Origin of the sequence: Streptomyces nanshensis, from assembly GCF_001751255.1 — a bacterium.
GTDB lineage: Bacteria > Actinomycetota > Actinomycetes > Streptomycetales > Streptomycetaceae > Streptomyces > Streptomyces nanshensis_A.
The window spans coordinates 5,623-25,536 of record NZ_LJGW01000181.1; the positions used below are offsets into that span (position 1 = coordinate 5,623).

Annotated in this window: 11 protein-coding genes; 5 read left to right on the plus strand and 6 right to left on the minus strand. The window is 73.4% G+C overall.

Annotated features, from left to right (window positions below):
• The first annotated feature begins 180 nt into the window (after positions 1-180).
• From AN218_RS11000 to AN218_RS11020, 5 genes are all read left to right on the plus strand, one after another.
• Positions 181-1,467, plus strand: a complete 1,287-nt coding sequence (locus AN218_RS11000) for a ribonuclease D (RefSeq protein ID WP_079132036.1) — start codon at positions 181-183, stop codon at positions 1,465-1,467.
• A 204-nt stretch (positions 1,468-1,671) separates the two neighbouring features.
• Positions 1,672-2,895, plus strand: a complete 1,224-nt coding sequence (locus tag AN218_RS11005) for a thiolase family protein (RefSeq protein ID WP_070016611.1) — start codon at positions 1,672-1,674, stop codon at positions 2,893-2,895.
• Positions 2,892-5,024, plus strand: coding sequence for a 3-hydroxyacyl-CoA dehydrogenase NAD-binding domain-containing protein (locus AN218_RS11010; protein ID WP_070016613.1), 2,133 nt, complete (start codon positions 2,892-2,894; stop codon positions 5,022-5,024). Before AN218_RS11005 ends, AN218_RS11010 begins: the two co-directional genes overlap by 4 nt.
• Positions 5,025-5,277: 253 nt before the next feature.
• On the plus strand, positions 5,278-6,810 hold the full coding sequence (locus tag AN218_RS11015) for an FAD-dependent monooxygenase (protein WP_070016622.1): 1,533 nt from the start codon (positions 5,278-5,280) through the stop codon (positions 6,808-6,810).
• Positions 6,803-7,432 (plus strand): TetR family transcriptional regulator, encoded by a 630-nt coding sequence (locus tag AN218_RS11020; RefSeq protein ID WP_070016614.1) that lies wholly within the window; start codon positions 6,803-6,805, stop codon positions 7,430-7,432. Before AN218_RS11015 ends, AN218_RS11020 begins: the two co-directional genes overlap by 8 nt.
• A gap of 71 nt (positions 7,433-7,503) precedes the next feature.
• Here the strand turns inward: AN218_RS11020 and AN218_RS11025 are convergent, their stop codons facing one another.
• The 6 genes from AN218_RS11025 to AN218_RS11050 form a co-directional block, all read right to left on the minus strand.
• The gene (locus AN218_RS11025; protein WP_079132037.1) at positions 7,504-9,027 is read right to left on the minus strand and encodes a glycosyltransferase family 39 protein; all 1,524 of its coding nucleotides are present in this window, start codon (positions 9,025-9,027) and stop codon (positions 7,504-7,506) included.
• A 153-nt stretch (positions 9,028-9,180) separates the two neighbouring features.
• Positions 9,181-11,091 (minus strand): 1-deoxy-D-xylulose-5-phosphate synthase, encoded by a 1,911-nt coding sequence (gene dxs, locus AN218_RS11030; protein ID WP_171908648.1) that lies wholly within the window; start codon positions 11,089-11,091, stop codon positions 9,181-9,183.
• A gap of 342 nt (positions 11,092-11,433) precedes the next feature.
• Positions 11,434-13,314: an FAD/NAD(P)-binding protein gene (locus AN218_RS11035; protein WP_079132040.1), complete on the minus strand. Its 1,881-nt coding sequence runs from the start codon at positions 13,312-13,314 to the stop codon at positions 11,434-11,436.
• Complete coding sequence (locus tag AN218_RS11040; RefSeq protein ID WP_070016618.1) at positions 13,307-14,935, minus strand: MFS transporter; 1,629 nt, start codon at positions 14,933-14,935, stop codon at positions 13,307-13,309. Before AN218_RS11040 ends, AN218_RS11035 begins: the two co-directional genes overlap by 8 nt.
• On the minus strand, positions 14,928-15,113 hold the full coding sequence (locus AN218_RS11045) for an MbtH family protein (RefSeq protein ID WP_070016620.1): 186 nt from the start codon (positions 15,111-15,113) through the stop codon (positions 14,928-14,930). The genes AN218_RS11040 and AN218_RS11045 overlap by 8 nt, the downstream gene beginning before the upstream one ends.
• Positions 15,113-19,914, minus strand: a 4,802-nt coding sequence (locus AN218_RS11050; RefSeq protein WP_141747529.1) for a non-ribosomal peptide synthetase, incomplete at its 5' end; no start/stop codon positions are given. The genes AN218_RS11050 and AN218_RS11045, both read right to left, overlap by 1 nt.

Here is a 19,914-nt window from a genome sequence, read left to right on the forward strand (position 1 = left end):
GCGTGTGCGCCGGGCGCCGCGCCCTTCGCCTCGCACCCTCCAGGTCTCTCCCCGCCGCTGCGTCCCCGCTCAGCCGCCGCCCGACACCCCCGGCACCTGCCGTGACGATTCCGGTGGTGATGGCAACGGTCTGCCCGGACATTCGGACAACCACCCGCCTCCCGCCGCTACCCTTGACCGGTGACCGACGCCCGAGAGACCGCATCAGCAAACCCGGATAAGGCCCCGGCCGAGGGCCAAGACCCTGGTCAGGCACCGGTCCCGCTGCTCGAACCCCGTGAGGGCGTTCCACCCGTGACGGCCGACGAAGGGGAACTGGCCCGGGTCGTCTCCTCCTTCGCCGCCGGTACGGGCCCGGTCGCCGTGGACGCCGAGCGCGCTTCCGGATACCGCTACGGACAGCGGGCGTATCTCGTACAGCTCCGGCGCGAGGGCGCGGGCAGCGCGCTGGTCGACCCCGTCGGATGCCCGGATCTGTCCGGGCTGGGTTCCGTTCTCGCCGACGCGGAGTGGGTGCTGCACGCCGCCACGCAGGATCTGCCGTGTCTGCGGGAGATAGGCATGGTGCCCTCGCGGCTCTTCGACACCGAGCTGGCGGGACGTCTCGCCGGGTACGCACGGGTCGGCCTGGGCGCGATGGTGGAGAATCTGCTCGGCTTCTCGCTGGAGAAGGGCCACTCCGCCGTCGACTGGTCCACGCGTCCGCTTCCCGAACCGTGGCTGCACTACGCGGCGCTGGACGTCGAGTTGCTGATCGATCTGCGGGACGCCCTGGAGGAGGAGCTGGAGCGGCAGGGCAAACTCGCCTGGGCGCGGCAGGAGTTCGAGGCGATCGCGACCGCGCCGCCCGCTCCGCCCCGCAAGGATCCCTGGCGCCGTACGTCCGGGATGCACAAGGTGCGCCGCCGCCGGCAGATGGCCGTCGTACGGGAGCTGTGGACGGCCCGCGACCGGATCGCGCAGAAGCGGGACGTCTCGCCGGGCAAGGTCCTCTCGGACGCGGCGATCGTCGAGGCGGCGCTCGCGCTGCCCTCCGACACACGCGCCCTGGCCGCGCTGCCGGGCTTCGGGCACCGCATGGGACGCAAGCAGCTCGACCAGTGGCAGAGCGCCGTGGACCGGGCCAAGTCGCTGGCGGAGTCGGCTCTTCCGCAGCAGAGCCAGGCGACCAACGGCCCGCCCCCGCCGCGTTCCTGGGCCGACAAGGACCCGGCAGCCGCCGCCCGGCTCGCCGCCGCCCGTGCCGCGGTGACGGCCCGCGCCGAGGAACTGACCATGCCGCAGGAGAACCTGCTCACGCCGGACACGGTCCGCCGGCTGTGCTGGCAGCCGCCCGCCGTCCGCACGGAGGCGGAGGTCGTCTCGGCGCTGCGCGCGCTCGGTGCCCGCGAGTGGCAGATCGAGCAGACGGCGCCGCTGCTGATCGAGGCGCTGGCGACGCCCGCCCCGTCCTCGTCGGCCTCGTAGTCCCCGTAGACCTCGTAGACCTCGTCGTTTTCGCAGTCCTCGCAGACCCCGTGGGCCGGTCCGTGCCGGGCGCGGACAGGGCCCGTGGTGTGACGTGTGCCCCTCCCCGTGAACCGGCCTTGCTCCTCAGTTACCCACGGGTAGCATGACGGGTGGGAAGCGCGCCGTACGGCGTATCTGCACCGCACCTGGAGGAGAGCCAAAGTGCCTCGTACCGCTAGGGACGTCGTCTTCGTCGACGGCGTCCGCACACCGTTCGGCAAAGCGGGCCCCAAGGGCATCTATCACGAGACCAGGGCAGACGACCTGGTCGTGAAGTGCATCCGTGAGCTGCTGCGCCGTAACCCGGGCCTGCCGCCGGAGCGCATCGACGAGGTCGCGATCGCGGCCACCACGCAGATCGGCGACCAGGGCCTGACCCTCGGGCGTACCGCCGGGATCCTGGCCGGTCTGCCCGACACCGTTCCCGGCTACTCGATCGACCGCATGTGCGCGGGCGCGATGACGGCGGTGACGAGCACCGCCGGTTCCATCTCCTTCGGCGCGTACGACGTGGTCCTCGCGGGCGGCGTCGAGCACATGGGCCGGCACCCGATGGGCGAGGCCGTCGACCCCAATCCGCGCTTCGTCTCGGAGAAACTGGTCGACCAGTCCGCCCTGTTCATGGGCATGACGGCGGAGAATCTGCACGACCGCTTCCCGCATCTGACCAAGGAGCGCGCCGACGAGTACGCGGTGCGCAGCCAGGAGAAGGCCGCCAAGGCGTACGCCAACGGCAAGATCCAGCAGGACCTGGTGCCGGTCTCGATCCGCCGTACCGACGAAGAAGCCGGGGAGACCGGTTGGGGCCTGGCGACGCAGGACGAGCCGATGCGTCCGGGCACCACCCTGGAGAACCTCGCCGGGCTGAAGACGCCCTTCCGCGCGCACGGCCGCGTCACGCCGGGCAACGCCGCCGGGCTCAACGACGGCGCCACGGCGTCGCTCGTCGCCGCCGAGGACTTCGCCCGTGAGCTGGATCTGCCGGTGCGGATGCGGCTGGTGAGCTACGCCTTCGCCGGTGTCGAGCCGGAGGTCATGGGCGTCGGGCCCGTGCCGTCCACGCAGAAGGCGCTGCAGAAGGCCGGGCTGTCGATCGACGACATCGGTCTCTTCGAGGTCAACGAGGCCTTCGCGGTGCAGGTGCTCGCGCTGCTCGACCACTACGGCATCGCCGACGACGACCCGCGCGTCAACCAGTACGGCGGCGCGATCGCCTACGGGCACCCGCTGGCCTCCTCCGGCGTACGGCTGATGACGCAGTTGGCGCGGCAGTTCGAGGAGCAGCCGCACGTGCGCTACGGGCTGACGACGATGTGCGTCGGCTTCGGCATGGGCGGCACCGTGATCTGGGAGAACCCCCACTGGAGCGAAGGGGCGGGCAAGTGAGCACCGACACCGCAGAGTTGCTGAAGGGCGCCGCGGCGCTGTTCCCGGACGAGGTCGTCACGCAGGCGCACGTACGCCATCTCGAACTGCCGGGCGGGGCGGGCCGGTTCGCCCTCATCACGCTGGACAACGGCTTCGACCACACCAAGCCGACGACGTTCGGGCCGGCGTCGCTGGCGAATCTGAACGCCGCGATCGACCAGGTCGAGAAGGAGGCGAAGGAGGGCGAGATCGTCGGCGTCGGGCTGACGGGCAAGCCGTTCATCTTCGCCGTCGGCGCCGACCTCAAGGGCGTCGAACTGCTCAAGCGCCGCGAGGACGCGCTGGCCATCGGGCAGGGCGGGCACGCGGTCTTCCGGCGGCTGTCGGGCCTGGGCGTGCCGAGCTTCGCGTACTACAACGGCGCGGCGATGGGCGGCGGCGTCGAGGTCGGGCTGCACTGCACGTACCGCACCGTCTCGCAGGCCGCGCCGGCCTTCGGGCTGCCGGAGGTCTTCCTCGGGCTGGTGCCGGGCTGGGGCGGGTGCGCGCTGCTGCCGAACCTCATCGGCGCCGAGCGCGCGGTCTCGGTCATCGTCGAGAACTCCCTCAACCAGAACAAGCTGCTCAAGGGCCCGCAGGTCTACGAACTGGGCATCGCCGACGCCCTGTTCGAGGGCGCGGACTTCCTGGAGCAGTCGCTGCGCTGGACGGCGTCCGTCCTCAAGGGCGAGATCGAGGTCGTACGGGCCGACGTCGACCGCGGCGAGGCGTGGGACGAAGCCGTCGCCCGCGGACGGCAGTTCGCCGACGACAAGGTGCACGGCGCGGCCCCGGCCGCCTACCGCGCGCTCGACATCGTCTCCGCCGCCAAGGACGGCGACCTGGGCGCGGGCTTCGGCGCCGAGGACGAGGCGCTGGCCGACCTGATCATGGGCGGCGAACTGCGCAGCGGCATCTACGCGTTCAACCTGGTGCAGAAGCGCGCCAAGCGGCCCGCGGGCGCACCGGACAAGTCCCTTGCCCGTCCCGTCACCAAGGTCGGCGTGGTGGGTGCCGGGCTGATGGCCTCGCAGCTCGCGCTGCTCTTCGCCCGCCGCCTGGAGGTTCCGGTCGTGCTGACCGACCTCGACCAGGAGCGCGTGGACAAGGGCGTCGCGTACGTCCACGAGGAGATCGACAAGCTGCTGCTGAAGGGCCGCGTCAACCAGGACAAGGCGAACCGGCTCAAGGCGCTGGTCACCGGATCCCTGGACAAGGCCGCGGCGTTCGGCGACGCGGACTTCGTCATCGAGGCCGTCTTCGAGGAGATGGGCCTCAAGCAGAAGATCTTCGCCGAGGTCGAGGCGGCCGTGCCGGAGCACGCGATCCTCGCGACCAACACCTCGTCGCTGTCGGTCACGGAGATGGCCTCGAAGCTCAAGCACCCCGAACGGGTCGTCGGCTTCCACTTCTTCAACCCGGTGGCGGTGCTGCCGCTGCTGGAGATCGTACGGGCGGAGCGCACCGACGACGCGTCGCTGGCCACGGCCTTCTCCGTCGCCAAGTCGCTGAAGAAGACGGCCGTCCTGGTCAAGGACGCCCCCGCCTTCGTCGTCAACCGTGTGCTGACCCGCTTCCTCGGCGAGGTGCTGCGCTCCATCGACGAGGGCACTCCCGTCGAGGTCGCCGACCGTGCGCTGGCGCCGCTGGGGCTGCCCATGTCGCCGATCGTGCTGCTGGAGCTGGTCGGTCCGGCCGTCGCCCACCATGTCTCGGGCACGCTGCACGCCGCGTTCCCCGACCGCTTCGGCGTCTCGGAGAACCTGGGCCGCGTCGTCGAGGCGGGCAAGCGGGGCCTGTACGTGCACGACTCCGGCAAGCCGGAGCTGGACCCGGAGGTCGAGGCGCTCTTCCAGACCGGCGACGTGGTGCTGACGGAGGAGCAGGTGCGCGAGCGGGCGCTGGACGCCATCGCGCAGGAGATCCGCCTCATGCTCGACGAGGGCGTGGTCGCCGAGGCGCAGGACATCGACCTGTGCCTGATCACGGGCGCGGGCTGGCCCTTCCATCTGGGCGGGATCACCCCGTACCTGGACCGCGAGGGCGTCAGCGAACGGGCCACGGGGCGCCGCTTCCTGGAGCGTGGCGTGGCGAGCGTTCCCGCGTGACGGCGGGACGGTGCGCCGCGTGACGGCGTGACCGTCCGGCTCCGAGCCGGGTGCGGTGCGTGTGAGGGTCCCTCGCCGGGGTGGGCGGGGGACCCTTCGCATGCGCGGAGCCTCTGGCGTGTGCCCGATCTCTCCGCGTACGCACGGCACTTCGCGATGCGGAGGCGCCAGGCCCGGCGCCGGGACGCCGCCTCTTCCGCTGCGGCGTAGTGTTAGTCACTAACAGAAGGAACCACCGACCGTGGAGGCCGGCATGGCAGCCGAGACCGTGGTGGTCGCGGGGGCAGGGCCGACGGGGCTGGCGCTGGCGTGCGGTCTGCGCGCCGCGGGAGTCGGCGTCCGGGTCCTCGACAGCGCCCGGGGTCCGGCGGAGACCTCACGGGCGCTGGGACTGCAACCGAGAGGATCCGAAGTCCTCGACCGTCTGGGCGCGTTGGAGGATCTGCCCGAGAACTCGATCCCCATCCGACAGGTCGTCACCCATGTCGACGGCCGTCAGGTGGCACGGCTGAAGGTCGGGCGTCCCACGAGACTGGTGACCCGGCCGGGCCTGCTCATCTCCCAGGCCGAAGTGGAGTCCCGGCTCAGACATCGGCTCCGTACCTCGGGCGTCGAGGTGGAGTGGGACCGTGGCCTGGAGAGCGCCGCTCAGGACGCGGACGGTGTGACGGTCGAGGCCGCCGGTGAGCCGATCCGTACGCGGTGGCTCGTGGGATGCGACGGCGCGCACAGCCGCGTACGCCGGGCCGCCGGGATCGGGTTCCCCGGAGCCGCCGTCATCGAACGCTTCCATCTCGCGGACGTACGGGCCGAGTTGCCGCTCCCCCGGGACGCCGCGTCGGTGTGGCTGCGGGGCGAGCGGCTGTGCGGGGTCTTCCCCCTGCCCGGGAACGTCTGGCGTGTGATGGCACCGGCCGCCTCGGACGCGGACGCGGAGACGGACACCGGCGGCGAGCCCGGTCCGGAGGACCTGGTGAAGCTGCTCACCACCACGCTGCGGGACGAGGCGGGGCTCGACTCCGTACCCGTCCAGGAGACGTTGTGGACCTCGACCTTCCGGATCCACCGGCGGCTGGCGTCCGCCTACCGCGCGGGCCGCATCCTGCTGGCCGGCGACGCCGCCCACATCCACAGCCCGCTCGGCGGGCAGGGTCTCAACACCGGCCTCGGCGACGCGGAGAACCTGGCCTGGAAGCTCGCGCTGGTCGCCTCCGGGCGGGCGCACGAAGGGCTTCTGGAGACCTATCAGGCGGAGCGCCGTCCCCTCGCGGAGGAGGTGTTGCAGTCCACCACCGCCATGACCCGTGTGGTGACCGGGCAGAGCGCAGCCGCACGGGCGCTGCGCGACCACGTCCTCGTCCGCCTCATGAACGTCCCCGCGGTGCAGCGGCTGATCTGGGAGCAGGCCTCGCAGTTGAGGATCAGCTATCGCGGCGGCCCGCTCGCCCGCCGTTCGCTGCGCACCGTCGCGGGCCGCGCCCCGCAGCCCGGAGACCGGGTGCCCGATCTGGACTGCGCGGCGGAGGACGGCCGCAGCACCCGGCTGCACGCCGAACTCGGCGCCCGCTGGGCGCTGTTGACGCCTCCCGCCGGGGCGGCGGACTGCCTCGCGCTCGCCCGGCGGCGGCTCGGCGGCGCTGACGTGGTCGCCGCGCTCACTCCGGTCCGCTCCCCCGGGCCGCACGCGATGCTCGTCCGGCCCGACGCCCATCTCGCCTGGCGCGGCACCTCCGCGACCGCGCTGGACGCGTGGCTCACAAGCGCCCTGGGACGCGAGGATGCCTGACGGCGGCGCGCCGGCCCGCGGCGGACTGCGGGAGCGCAAGAAGGCACAGACCCGCCGGAGCATCCAGGCGCACGCGCTGCGGCTCTTCCTCGACCACGGCTACGACGGCACCACCGTGGAGGAGATCGCCGCGGCGGCCGGGGTCTCCCATATGACCTTCTTCCGGTACTTCCCCACGAAGGAGGCCGTCGTCGTCTCGGACGGCTACGACCCGATGATCGCCGGGCTCATCGCCGAACGGCCGCCGGAGGAGGACGCGTTGACGGCGCTCCACCGGGCGCTGGACGAGGGTCTCGCGCGCGTCTACGAGGCGGACCGGGACGCCCTGTTCGTACGGACGCGGCTGGTGCTGACCACCCCGGCGCTCCGTGCGCGGCAGTGGCGGGACCAGCACGCCACCGAGAAGCTCTTCGCCGGCGCCCTGACGGAACGGCGGCCCGCCGAGGACCCGTTCCGCATCCGCGTCCTGGCTGCCGCCTCACTGGCCGCGGTGACCACCGCGCTCACGGTGTGGGTGGAGGGCGAGGGCGCCGGGCATCTGCCGGCGCTCGTCGACGAGGCGTTCGGAGCGCTGCGTTCGCCGTGCGGCAGTGCCCCGCGGCAGCGCGAGGAGCCGAACTGACCCCGGCCGGGCGCCGGTTGGGGACCCGCGCACCGGCGACGGCTCCGGGTGTGACCGTGGCGGCGCGGGTGTCAGCCGTCCGCCGGGCGTCCCGTGCGCGCGTACAGCACCGTGCCGTCCAGCGTGGCCACCCGCTCGTAGTGACGGGCGACGTACGCGCGCAGCGTCGGCGTGCGCGGCAGCCCGTACGGCTTGCCCCGCGCGTCGTCCACGATCAACTCCGGTGCGTGCGCCCGCAGTTCACGCCGGAGGCAGGGCCAGGCGCCCGGCATGGCATAGCGCTCGCCCACACGGGCCGTGCCGCGGCCGCCGCTGAAGTTGGTGAGGAAGCCCGCCGTGAGATAGCGGGAGGCGGGGGCGCGGCCGGCCAGCCAGTACGTCTCGGGGTGCATGCCCCACAGCAGCACCCGCTGGGACGGGGACGTACGGGAGCGGATCTCGGCCGACAGCCGCTGCTGGTGGGCGAGTTCGGCGCGGGGGAAGAGCAGCAGCGCCCAGGTGAGGAAGCCGGCGGCGAGCACGGCCTGTGCGGTCAGTACGGCGACCGCGCGGCGTGCCGCCAGACGCCGCAGGGCCACGGCGGCCAACAGGGCGACGGCGGGCGTCAGTTGGAGGAAGTAGTGGCCGAAGAACTGAAGGCCCACGGTGACCGCCGCCGCCGAGGCCGCCAGCCACACCCATACGTCGGCGGTACGCGGCAGGGCGCGCCCGGAACGTACGGCATACGCGAACGCGAGCACCATCGGCAGACAACCGGCCGCGAACAGGCCGGAGTTGGCGGCGGCGCGGCCCAGTGCGTACGCCAGCGAGCCGTCCGCGGAGATATAGCTGCCGGAGCCGGTGGCCATCCAGAAGGCGAAGCGCGCGGGCCCGTACAGCAGCGCGCACGCAGCGACCGGCAGCACGGCGGCGGCCGTCACCCGCGCCAGCGGCCACCAGCCGGCGCGCGTGGACCACAGCAGCCAGAGCACCGGCAGCAGCACCGCGCCGCCCGTCTGCTTCGTGAGCACCGCCCCGGCGACCGCCGCCCCCGCCGCCGCCCAACGGCCGCGGTCCGCGCACCACATGGCGAGCACCGTCCAGGGCAGCATGAAGACCTCGAACGTCGCCGCCTGTGTGTCCTCGGGCACCAGCGCGACCGACGCGAGGACGTAGCACACCCCGGCGTACCAGCCCGCCCGCTCTCCCCAGCGGCGGCGGGCCAGCGACGCGAGCAGCACCGCCCCGGCCAGCACGGCGAGCACCGCGGCCGCCTTCAGCGGCCACAGGGAGCGGTCGCCGAAGAGCGCGAACGCGGCGCGGTAGAGCCAGGGCAGCAGCGGGGGCTTGCGGTCCACGACCGTCTCGTACAGGGTGCCGCCGGCCGCCAACTGCCGTGCCTGCGTGGCGAGATAGCCCTCGTCCGGATTCCACAGGGGCCGCGCGAAGGACGGCAGCCGTGTGAGCACCGTCAGCAGCGCCAGTACGGGCAGCAGCGAGGGCCGGAAGCCGCGCAGACCCGTGCCGCCCGCTCCCCCGGCGGACGGCCGCACACCGTCGCCGTCGCCATCGCCGTCCCGCTCGGCGGCGGGCGGCGTCGTACGCGAGAGCGGCATGACATCAAGCTAGCCGCAGCGGTGCCGGGCCCCTACGCGAGGGCCGGGCCCGGGGATCCATGAGGTCTCCGGGCCCGGCCCCGGCACCGTACGAAGGCGCCCGCGGCGCGCGTCCCGTCCCCGTCCGTACGACGACAACGGGACGCGTACCGCTCAGTCGCGTGCCGCCTCGGCGGTCTGCGTCTCGTACCGCCCGTCGAGCCTCGCGACGAGCCCCGTGACCTGACGGGCGACGTCGGGCGCGGTGAGCCCGATCTCGGCCATCACATCGGCACGGGAGCCGTGGTCGAGGAAGCGCTCGGGGATGCCGAAGTCACGCAGCGGGACGTCGACGTTCGCGTCCCGCAGGGACTGCGCGATCGCCGAACCCACGCCCCCGGAGCGGCCGTTGTCCTCGACGGTGACCACGACGCGGTGCTGCTCGGCGAGCGGCGCCAGCTCCTCGTCGACGGGCTTGACCCAGCGCGGGTCGACGACGGTCGTCGAAATGCCCTGCTTGTCGAGGAGATCGGCGATCTCCAGACACATCGGCGCGAGCGCGCCCACCGAGACCAGCAGCACGTCGGGACGCTGGGTCTCCGCGGGCCGGCGCAGCACGTCCATCCTGCCGACGCGGCCCACGGCCGGAACGGCCGGCCCGACCTTGCCCTTGGAGTAGCGGACGACGGTCGGGGCGTCGTCCACCTCCACCGCCTCGCGCAACTGCGCGCGCACCTGCTCGGCGTCGCGCGGCGCGGCCAGCCGCAGCCCCGGCACGCACTGCAGCACGGACATGTCCCACATGCCGTTGTGCGAGGGCCCGTCGGAGCCGGTGACCCCGGCGCGGTCGAGCACGAACGTGACGCCGCATTTGTGCAGCGCGACGTCCATCAGAAGCTGGTCGAAGGCCCGGTTGAGGAAGGTGGCGTAGACGGCGAAGACGGGGTGCAGCCCGCCCGTGGCCAGTCCGGCGGCGGAGACGGCGGCGTGCTGCTCGGCGATGCCGACGTCGTAGACGCGCTCGGGGAACTCCTGGGCGAAACCGTGCAGTCCGACGGGGCGCATCATCGCGGCGGTGATGGCGACGATGTCCTCGCGCTCGTGGCCGAGCTTGACCATCTCGTCGCCGAAGACCGAAGTCCAGTCCGCGCCCGAGGACTTCACGGGCAGGCCGGTGTCGGGGTGGATGATGCCGACCTGGTGGAACTGGTCGGCCTCGTCCTCCAGCGCCGGCTGGTAGCCGCGGCCCTTCTCCGTCAGGCAGTGGACGAGCACCGGGCCGCCGAAGCGCTTGGCACGCTGCAGCGCGGACTCGACGGCCGCCTCGTCGTGGCCGTCGATGGGACCGACGTACTTCAGGCCCAGGTCCTCGAACATGCCCTGCGGGGCGATGAAGTCCTTCAGGCCCTTCTTGGCGCCGTGCAGCGTCTCGTACAGCGGCTTGCCCACGACGGGCGTGCGGTTGAGGACTTCCTTGCCGCGGGCGAGGAAGCGCTCGTAGCCGTCGGTGGTGCGGAGCGTGGCGAGGTGGTTGGCGAGGCCGCCGATGGTCGGGGCGTAGCTGCGCTCGTTGTCGTTGACGACGATGACGAGCGGACGGTCCTTGGCGGCGGCGATGTTGTTCAGCGCCTCCCAGGCCATGCCGCCGGTCAGGGCGCCGTCGCCGATGACGGCCACGACGTGGTCGTCCCTGCGGCGCAGTTCGTTGGCCTTGGCGAGGCCGTCGGCCCAGCCGAGGACGGTGGAGGCGTGGCTGTTCTCGATGACGTCGTGCGCGGACTCGGCGCGCGAAGGGTAGCCGGACAGGCCGCCCTTGCTCTTGAGCCGGGTGAAGTCCTGGCGGCCGGTGAGCAGTTTGTGGACGTAGGACTGGTGCCCGGTGTCGTAGAGGATGCGGTCCCGGGGAGAGTCGAACACGCGGTGCAGGGCGATGGTCAGCTCGACGACGCCCAGATTGGGGCCGAGGTGCCCGCCGGTCTTGGAGACCGAGTCGACGAGGTACGAGCGGATCTCCCCCGCGAGCTGTTCCAACTGCTCGGGTGAGAGCTGGTCGAGGTCACGCGGTCCCTCGATGCGGGTCAGCAGATCCCACCTGCCACGGCGCTGAGCCTTGGGGAACTCCACCGCCCCCGACCCGGGATGACGCGCTGAGCGCGGCCCCTTATCCACGGTGCCTCCTTGCTTTCGAGCGTGATCCAGCCGTGCCGATCCGACGAGTCTAATGTTCCTGCCGCAAGGCGGGTCTGGTGACCGTGCGAGATCGATCACCCGTCCGGAGCTGTCGTACGGGCCGGATCCGGGCTTGTCCGCGGGCGGGACGCAAGTCCGGCACACCGCGGCGGAGGCCGCCGTTCCGGGGAACGGGGTGCACGCGCGGCCACGGCCGGCGGGGGCATGCGCCGGGTCCGCGACCGTACGCGGGGGGCTTCACGCCGCGAGCAGATCCGCGACGACCGCCTCGGCGTCGGCGCCCAGACCCCGGCACGCGTACCCGGGCGGCGTGACGCCGACCTGCATGAACCATCGGACGTGCTCGGTCGGCAGCCCGAGGACGTACAGGTTCCCGTCGGGGCGGCCCGAGGCGTCGACGGGGTGGTAGGGCGCCTCGCTCACCGCCACTCCCCCGGTGTCGAACGCATCGCCGCCCGCCGAGTTGACGTAGCTCGTCCATATCCCGTCCTTGACGAGCTGCTTGGTGAGCTGCGAGCGGTCCCGGTACAGATCGGGCTTGGGCAGCCGGGCGTCGATCAGCGCGTCCACCGCCGTGCCCCCGCCGCCGACCTGGGGAGAGGTCAGGACGGCCCGGCCGCTCGCCGCGTCCCACGAGCACCGCACGCCGGGACCGGCTACTCGTAAGTGCCCGCTGTCGAGCAGCGCGAGGAACTGTTCCGCGCGGACCAGCGGCGTGCCCGCCGACAGGAAGGACAGCGGCTGTGCGAGGCCCGCGACGAACGCGCGGTGGGACGCCGGGGACAGCCCGCCGAAGTCCACGGCGAGACGCTGGAGATTGCGGGTGGCGCGCAGCACCTCCAGCGCCGACTTGAGGGGGTCGTCGATGTTGCCCTTGCGGGCGTGCGCGAGATCGTCGCGGACCACCCGGCGCAGGGCGCGCTCGAAGTCGTCCGGTCCGCGGAACGTCTCGCCCGCGAAGGGCTCCGCCCAGTGCGCGACGTCTATCGGATCGTGCCGGGACATTCCCATCGCGTCCCGTGCCGCGAGAACCGCCTGTCCGGGGTCCGCCGTCTCCCGTTGGGCCGTGCGGACACGGCCGAGGAAGGACTCGGCCGCCCCGGGTCCGCGTTCCGCGCCGATGAGGGCGTGGAAGTAGGCGACGTTGACCTCGGCGCTGATCCAGGGCTGCACGTCCTTCGCGAAGTCCCCGTGTCCCGGGCGCCGCAGGCTGCGCACCCGCGACTCGGTGAAGAGCACCGGATCGTACGTGCGCACCCCGAGCCGCTGGTGCACGCCGCGGACGCGGATGGGAACGCCGGTGCGCGACCCCGCGACGATGCGGCGTGGTTCCCGCCCGCTCGGCAGATAGCGCAGCCCGCCGTCCGTGCCGTCCCCGCCGTCCCGTACGAAGCGGCCCCCACGGCCGAGGGTCAGACAGGCGAGCACGTCGTAGAAGGAGAGGCCCATGCCGAGCACGCCGACCGTGGCGCCCGCGGGGACCCGGTCGAAGTCCACCTCGGCGGCCGGCCGGGCGCGCAGGAAGGGGAAGTCCGCGTCCGCCGCGTCGAGTTCGGCGGGGACGCCGGACGCGGAGCCGTCCTCGACGTCGGCGTGGCCCGTGGCGAAGACGACCCGGTCCGCGGTGCGCCGGCCGCCGCTGCCGAGGGAGAGGACGTACGCGCCGCGCTCGTCCTTCGTCACGGCGAGCACCTCATCGCGCACCGGGACCACGGTGACCCCCTCGGGGGCGTGGCGCACGACGGAGGTGAAGACGTAGGTGAGGTACTCGCCGTAGGCGCGACGCGGGGCGTAGACCGCGTCCCCGACGACGACGCCCGCGGTGTGGCCGGACGCGCGGTACCACTCCGCGAACGTCGGCCCGTGGCCCGGACGTGCCGGGCCGCCGTCGGACGGGCCGGAGAACGCGGTGAGTTCGTCGGTGGAGTTGTCCATCAGCAGTTCGTCCGGCTGGTCGGTACGCCACGTACGTCCGCAGCCGACCTCGAAGGCGTCGACGGCGTAGACCGTCACCGGTCCGGAGGGTCCGCGCTCGCCGATCCTCGTCACGAGCCGTTCGACGACGGACACCCCGCGGGGGCCCGTGCCTATGACGGCCACCGTCAACCCGTCAGACATCTGCCTGCTCCTCCCTGGACTCCGTGCCCTGGCTCGGCTCGCTGTGCTCGCTGGGCCGGCCGGCCGCGCGTGACCCGCCGGACCCGCCGGTCTCACCGGACCCGCCGACTCCCCCGGTTTCCACCTCCCGTCCGCTCCTGCGCGGCCCCTCCCGGTCGCGCCCCTCCTGCTCCTGCTCCTGCCGCGTAGGTACGGGGTGCGCGACGCGCAGTTCGCGGGCCAGCGAGAAGCTCAGCAGGAGGCACCCGAGCAGTGCGGCGGTCAGGCACGCCTCGGAGACGCCGAACGCGATGCTGTAGGCGTGCGCTCCCGTGCCGTCGCCGAGCACGGCGAAGAGCACCGGGCCGAACCCGGCGACCCCCGAGGCCGAGCCGATCTGCATCGAGGAGATCACCAGGCTGGAGATCTGGCCCGCCCAGCGGGTCTCGACGCCCATCATCAGCACGCGCGTCAGCGACGAGAGCACCAGGCCGTGCCCGATCCCGGCGACCACCAGCCCGGCGAAGAGGACCGCGTCCGGCCCCTCGCTGCGCAGCAGCGCGGCGACCTGAAGCGCGAACCCCGCCGAGATCACCGTGAAGCCGACGGGCACGGTACGTTCGCGCGCGACCGCGACCAGCCTCGGCACGATCAGCGGACCGAGGATGAAGCCCGCCGAGAACGGCAGGAACAGCAGTGCCGCGGACGACGCACTCCAGCCCAGGCCGTCCTGCGTGTAGATGCCGAAGCCCATGAAGAACAAGCTGTCGGTGTAGAAGAAGAACGCCAGCAGCAGCCCGCGCCAGACCACGGGCCGCCGGATCAGCTCGATGTTCAGCAGCGGCCGCACGTCGGTCCTGCGCCGCTGGAACCGTACGAACCACCACGCCAGCGGCGCCGCCGCGGCCAGGCACGCGAACGCCCACCACGGCCAGTGCACCGAGCGCCCCACGGACAGCGGTACGAGCACCAGCCCGACGAGCACGCACAGCCACACGACACCCGCGATGTCGACGGGCCCGGTACGCCCCCCGGTGCTCTCCCGCATCCACGCGCGGGCGCCGGCGAGCGCGAGCAGCCCGATCGGCACGTTGATCCAGAAGATCGCGCGCCAGCCGAGGCCGAACACGTCGCTCTGGAGCAGCAGTCCGCCGCCCGCCTGCCCGATGACGGCTCCCAGCCCGAACACGAAGCCGTACGCCGCGATCACGGGCGTCTGGCGCCGTTCGGGCAGCACAGCCCGGAACGTGGCGAGCACCTGCGGGGAGAGCATCGACGCGGCGAGCCCCTGGAGGAACCGCCCGGCGATGAGGACGTACACGTCCGTCGCCAGGCCGCACACCGCCGAGGCGCCGACGAAGCTCGCCAGGCCCGCCGTGAAGAGGCGCTTGCGGCCGAACCGGTCCCCCAGGCGTCCCCCCGGGATCAGCCCGACCGCGTACGCGGTGGCGTAGGCGGAGATGACGAACGGCAACAGGCCGCCGCTCGCCGACAGTTCGGCCCGGATGGCGGGCAGCGCCAGATTCACGACGAAGTAGTCGATCGGGGCGAGGAGCGCGCCGAGCAGCAGCGGGCCGACGGCCAGTTCGTCGCGGCGGGCGCCCGTCGCGGACGAACGGCCGGCCGCGGGAGACTCACGCACGCGAGAGTTCCGTCCACGTCTCGGTGACGTACGCGTCGCACTCGGTCCGGGCGGCCGGGCCGAAGACGCTCTCCCAGCCCTCCGGCACCTCGAACGCGGCGGGCCAGAGGGAGAACTGGCCTCTGGCGTTGCGCAGGACGGTGAAGGGGGCGGACTCGTCGTCGAAGGGGTTCGCCATCAGCGGTCCTCCTGTTCGGCGGTGTGCGTCGGACTCGGTTCGTCCGTCGTGGTCACCAGGTGAGGGTGCACGACGGAGGCGAGGGCGGCGGCGGATTCCGGCCGCAGCATTTCGTGGTGCGCGGCGTCCAGCCGGACGGTCCGCGGCTCGGTCCCGGTGAGCCGGTGCCATGCACGGGCGTCCGCCGCCGGGTCGGCGGTGTCCCGGGAGGAGACGTAAGTGAGCGCCGTCGACGGCGGGAAGGCCAAGGGACGGGGCCGGTAGCGCTCGGCCATGACCTCGTGGACGCGGGCCGCCGGTTCCAGGACCGACTCCGGCTGGGACCACGGCTGAGACCCCGGTACCGGCTCCGGCGGGGAGGCCGAGTGCGCGCCGCCTGCCGCGGTGAGGGACTCGCGCAGCCTCGGCGGCCACTCCGGGACCTCGCCGTCGAAGGGCGCGATGTCGAGCACGGTGAGCGAGGCGACGCGGTGGCCGTGCCCGGTCAGCAGCCGTGCGGCCTCGTACGCCAGCAGCGCCCCGAAGGACCAGCCCACCAGATGGTGCGGTCCCTCGTGGCCGCGAGCCAGCACCTCCGCCGCATGCGCGGCCGCGATCTCCTCGACGCTCGCGAGGGCCGCCGCGTCCCGTACGGCCTGTGGCGCAACGTCCGTTCCGTCCGCCCCGGCCGGCGCGCCCGGCCCTTCTGACACCGGCGACCCGTCCGAGAGCAGCGGCGACTGGAACGCGAGCACGGAGACCCGCTCGCCCAGCGCACGGGCCAGGTTGGCGAAGTGCCAGCCGACGCCTTCCTTCGGATAGAAGCACAGCACCGGCCGGGAGGCGCCCGGATGGAACTCCAGCGCGCGGCCCGCCTGTTGCGGTGACCGCTCCGCGCCGTCGCGTTCCGCGAGCGCGGCGAGGATGCCCCGCACCGTACGGCCCGCGAAGACGTCGGCGGGCGCGCACGCGTAGCCGCGCCGCCCCGCCAGCGCGCACAGGCGCACCGCCGAGACGCTGTTGCCGCCCGCGTCGAAGAAGTCGTCGGTCACGCCGACGTCGAGGCCGCCGAGCACGTCGCGCATCACCTCGGCCAGTGCCGCCTCGTCGCCGGTGGCGGGCCGCGCCCTTACCGGCTCCGCCGCGGTGTCGAACGGAAGGGCCGCCCGGTCCACCTTGCCGTTGGGCGTACGCGGCAGCGCGTCGAGGAGGACCACGGCGGCGGGCACCATGTACTCCGGCAGCGCCGTCCGCAGATGCGCCTTGATGTCGGACTCGGTCAGGCGCTCCGTGCCGGGCACGGCGTACGCCACGAGGACCCGGCCGCCGGACGGGGTCTCCTTGACCACCACCTCACCGGCCTCGACGCCCTCGTGCGCGACGAGGCGGGCACGCACCTCGCCCAGCTCGATGCGGTGGCCGCGCAGCTTGACCTGGTCGTCGTTGCGGCCGAGGAAGCTCAGACCGCCGTCGCGGGACCACGTCACCAGGTCGCCGGTGCGGTACAGCCGGTCGCCGGGGGCGCCGTGCGGCGCGGCGACATAGCGGGACGCGGTCAGGTCAGGGCGGTTGCGGTATCCGCGGGCCAGCCCCGTGCCGGAGATGTACAGCTCTCCCGCCGTCCCGGGCGGCACGGGACGCAAGTGCCGGTCCAGGACGTGCAGTCCGGCGTACGGAAGCGCACGGCCGAGTTCCGTACGCCCGCCGGGCTCCAGCCGGTACGCGGTGGCCCATACGGTGGTCTCGGTCGGCCCGTAGACGTTCCAGGCGTTCGCGCCCGTACCGGCCAGATAGCGCGCGAGGTCCTCGGTCATCGCCTCGCCCCCGCACAGCAGCGTCATGCGGCGGGACGGCGGCGTCCAGCCGTACTCGCGCAGCGCCCGCCACATCGTCGGCGTGCCCTGTAGCACCGTGGGCGCCCGGCGTTCGGCCGCGGCGCCGAGGACGTCGGGGGTGCCCGCCACCCCGGAGGGCAGCAGCGCGACGTGGGCGCCGTGCAGCAGCGGCAGCAGCAGCTCCACCAGGGACGGGTCGAACGCCGCCGACGTCGTGCCGAGGAAGACGTCGTCCTCGCCCGTGCCGAGGAGTCCGCCCATGCCGGAGAGGAACGCGGACAGCGAACGGTGCGTGATCTCCACGCCCTTGGGGGCGCCCGTCGAGCCCGAGGTGTAGATGACGTACGCGAGGGAGTCCGGGCCGGGGTCCGCGGGCGGCCGTTCGGCGGAGGGCGTCGCGGCAGCGGTCGTCCTGGCAGCGGGCATCGGGGCCGAGGGCCCGGTGAACTCCTCGTCGTGGAGGCCGGTGACCAGTCCCGCCACCGACTCGGGCAGCACCTCCCGCGCCGTGTCGGCCAGCACCAGGCACGGCTGCGCCGTCCGCAGGATCTGCGTGAGACGGCCCGGTGGGTTGGCGGGGTCGAGCGGCAGATACGCCGCGCCGGCCGCCATGACGCCGAGCATCGCCGCGGGCAGGTCGGGCGACCGCTTCAGCAGCAGCCCCACGAGATCGCCGGGGCCGATGCCGGAGGCCGTCAGACGCGCGCCGATCGCGGTGGCACGCTCCAGCAGCTCGCCGTACGTCAGCGATGCGGTGTCCGTCGCGACGGCCGTACGGTCCGGTGCGGCCAGCGCCCGGCGGCGGAACCGCACGAGGACGGTCTCCGGCGCGTCCCCGGTCTCCCCGGGTTGCCCGGTCTCCCCGGGTTGCCCGCCCGCCTCCCGGGCCGACTCACCGGTCCTCTCCGGCGCCCCGGTCTCCGCCCGGACCTCCGGTGTCCCGGCCGACTCACCTGCTCCGCCTGTCCGGTGGGCCCCGTCCGCGTACGCGCCGGAGACGGCGGCGTACGTCGCCCGCTCCTCCGGCAGCAGCACGTCGCAGTCGAAGACCCCCCGGCCCGGCGCGCTCAGCAGGGCGTCCAGGACGAGCAGGAACCGCTCCCCCACGGCTCGTACGGTCTCCGGCTCGAACAGCGCGAGGGGATACTCCACGGCCACGGCGATCTCCTCGCCGCCCGCGCCGCCGGCCTCGTCCGCGCCGCGCCGCGGCGTGAAGTCGAAGGTGAGGTCGAACCGGGCACCGCCCGGGTCCACGGGCACCCAGTCCGCCTCGGCTCCCGGCAGCTCCAGCCGTTCCGCGGCGGCGTCCTGGAAGGTGGACAGCACCTGGTAGACGGGGTGGTGGCTGAGCGAGCGGTCGGGATTCAGGGCGCCCACCACCGCGTCGAACGGCAGGTCCTGGTTCTGGTACGCGCGCAGGCTGACGTCCGTCACACGCGCGAGCAGCTCGGTGAAGGCGGGATCGCCCGACAGGTCGAAGCGGAGCACGACCGTGTTCGCGAAGCTGCCCACGGCGCGCTGCAACGACGGATCGTCCCGCCCGGAGACCGCGACGCCCACGGGCACGTCGGTGACGCCGCTCATCCGCGACAGCAGCACGCCCAGCACGGTCTGCACCACCATGAAGACGGTGCAGTCCTGTTCGCGGGCCACCCGCCGGATGCGCCGTACGGTCTCGTCGCCGATGGTGAAGCGGTGCCGGGCGCCGCGGCCGTCGAAGACGGGCGGGCGGGGATGGTCGATGGGCAGCGACAACAGGGGCGCGAGACCCGCGAGTTGCTCGCGCCAGTAGCGCGTCTGTGCGCTGCGCAGCGGCGTGGGCCGCTCCTCGGTGCCCAGCAGCTCGTCCTGCCAGCGCACGTAGTCGGAGTAGCGCGGTCCGGGCGGCAGGCCGGGCTGTGGCGCGTTGGCCGCCACGGTCCCGGGCGCGGAAGCGGCGGCGTAGCACTCGGCGAGACGGTCGAGGAGCGGCCTGACGGACCAGCCGTCGACGGCGATGTGGTGGAACAGCGACAGGGCGCGGACGCCCTCGCCATGCCGGAGGAGGACGAGCCGGGCCGGGCCGTCCTCCTCCAGCCGGAAGGGGCGCGCCGCCTCGCGTGCGGTGACGTCGTCGAGCGACTCCCCGGCGGGCACCGTGAGTTCGTCCACGACGCCGGGGAAGACCTCGCCCGCGGGCAGCGTCTCACGGGCCGGGGCGCCGGCGTCGTCCGTCACGTACCTGCTGCGCAGCACGTCCGTCTCGGACACCACGCGCCGGAAGGCGGCGGCGAGACGGCCGGTGTCCGCCCCGGCGGACAGGTCGAAGCACACCGGGACGTTGTACGCCGAAGTGGAGCCCACGACACGCTCGTTGAACCACAGATTGCGCTGCGCCGCCGACAGCGGGTGGCGGGACTGCCCGGTCTCCGGTGCGGGGTCCGGGGTGATGCGCGGCCGGGCGCCCGGCGCCGTGCGCACCAGTGCGGCGACTTCGGCCAGTGGGCGCGGCTCGATGAGGGAGCGTACGGAGACGTCGGCGTCGAGGTCCGTACGCAGCCGGTTGACGACGCGTGCGGCGGACAGCGAGTCGCCCCCGGCGTCCAGGAACGTCTCCGCGGCCGAGACGCCCGGGACGCCGAGGACGTCGGCGACGATCCGGACCACGGCGGCCTCGTCCTCAATCCCGGTTCCGGTTCCGGTTCCGGTTCCGATGCCCGTGCCCGTCCCCGTACCGTCCGGGGCGGCGTGCCGTGCGGCCAGGGCGCGCTTGTCCAGCTTGCCGTTGGCGGTCAGCGGGAAGTCGTCGACGGGCACCACCGCGGACGGCACCATGTGCGCCGGAAGCTTCCGCTGGAGCCAGCCGCGGATCGCGGCCCCGTACCGGCGGCGTGCCCGGCCGGAGCGCATCGGCTCGTTGGTGAGGCGCGCACCGCCGGGGACGGCGGCGGCGCGGGACTCGGGGACGGCGCGGGACTCGGGGACGGCGGCGTTGCCGGGGTGCGCCG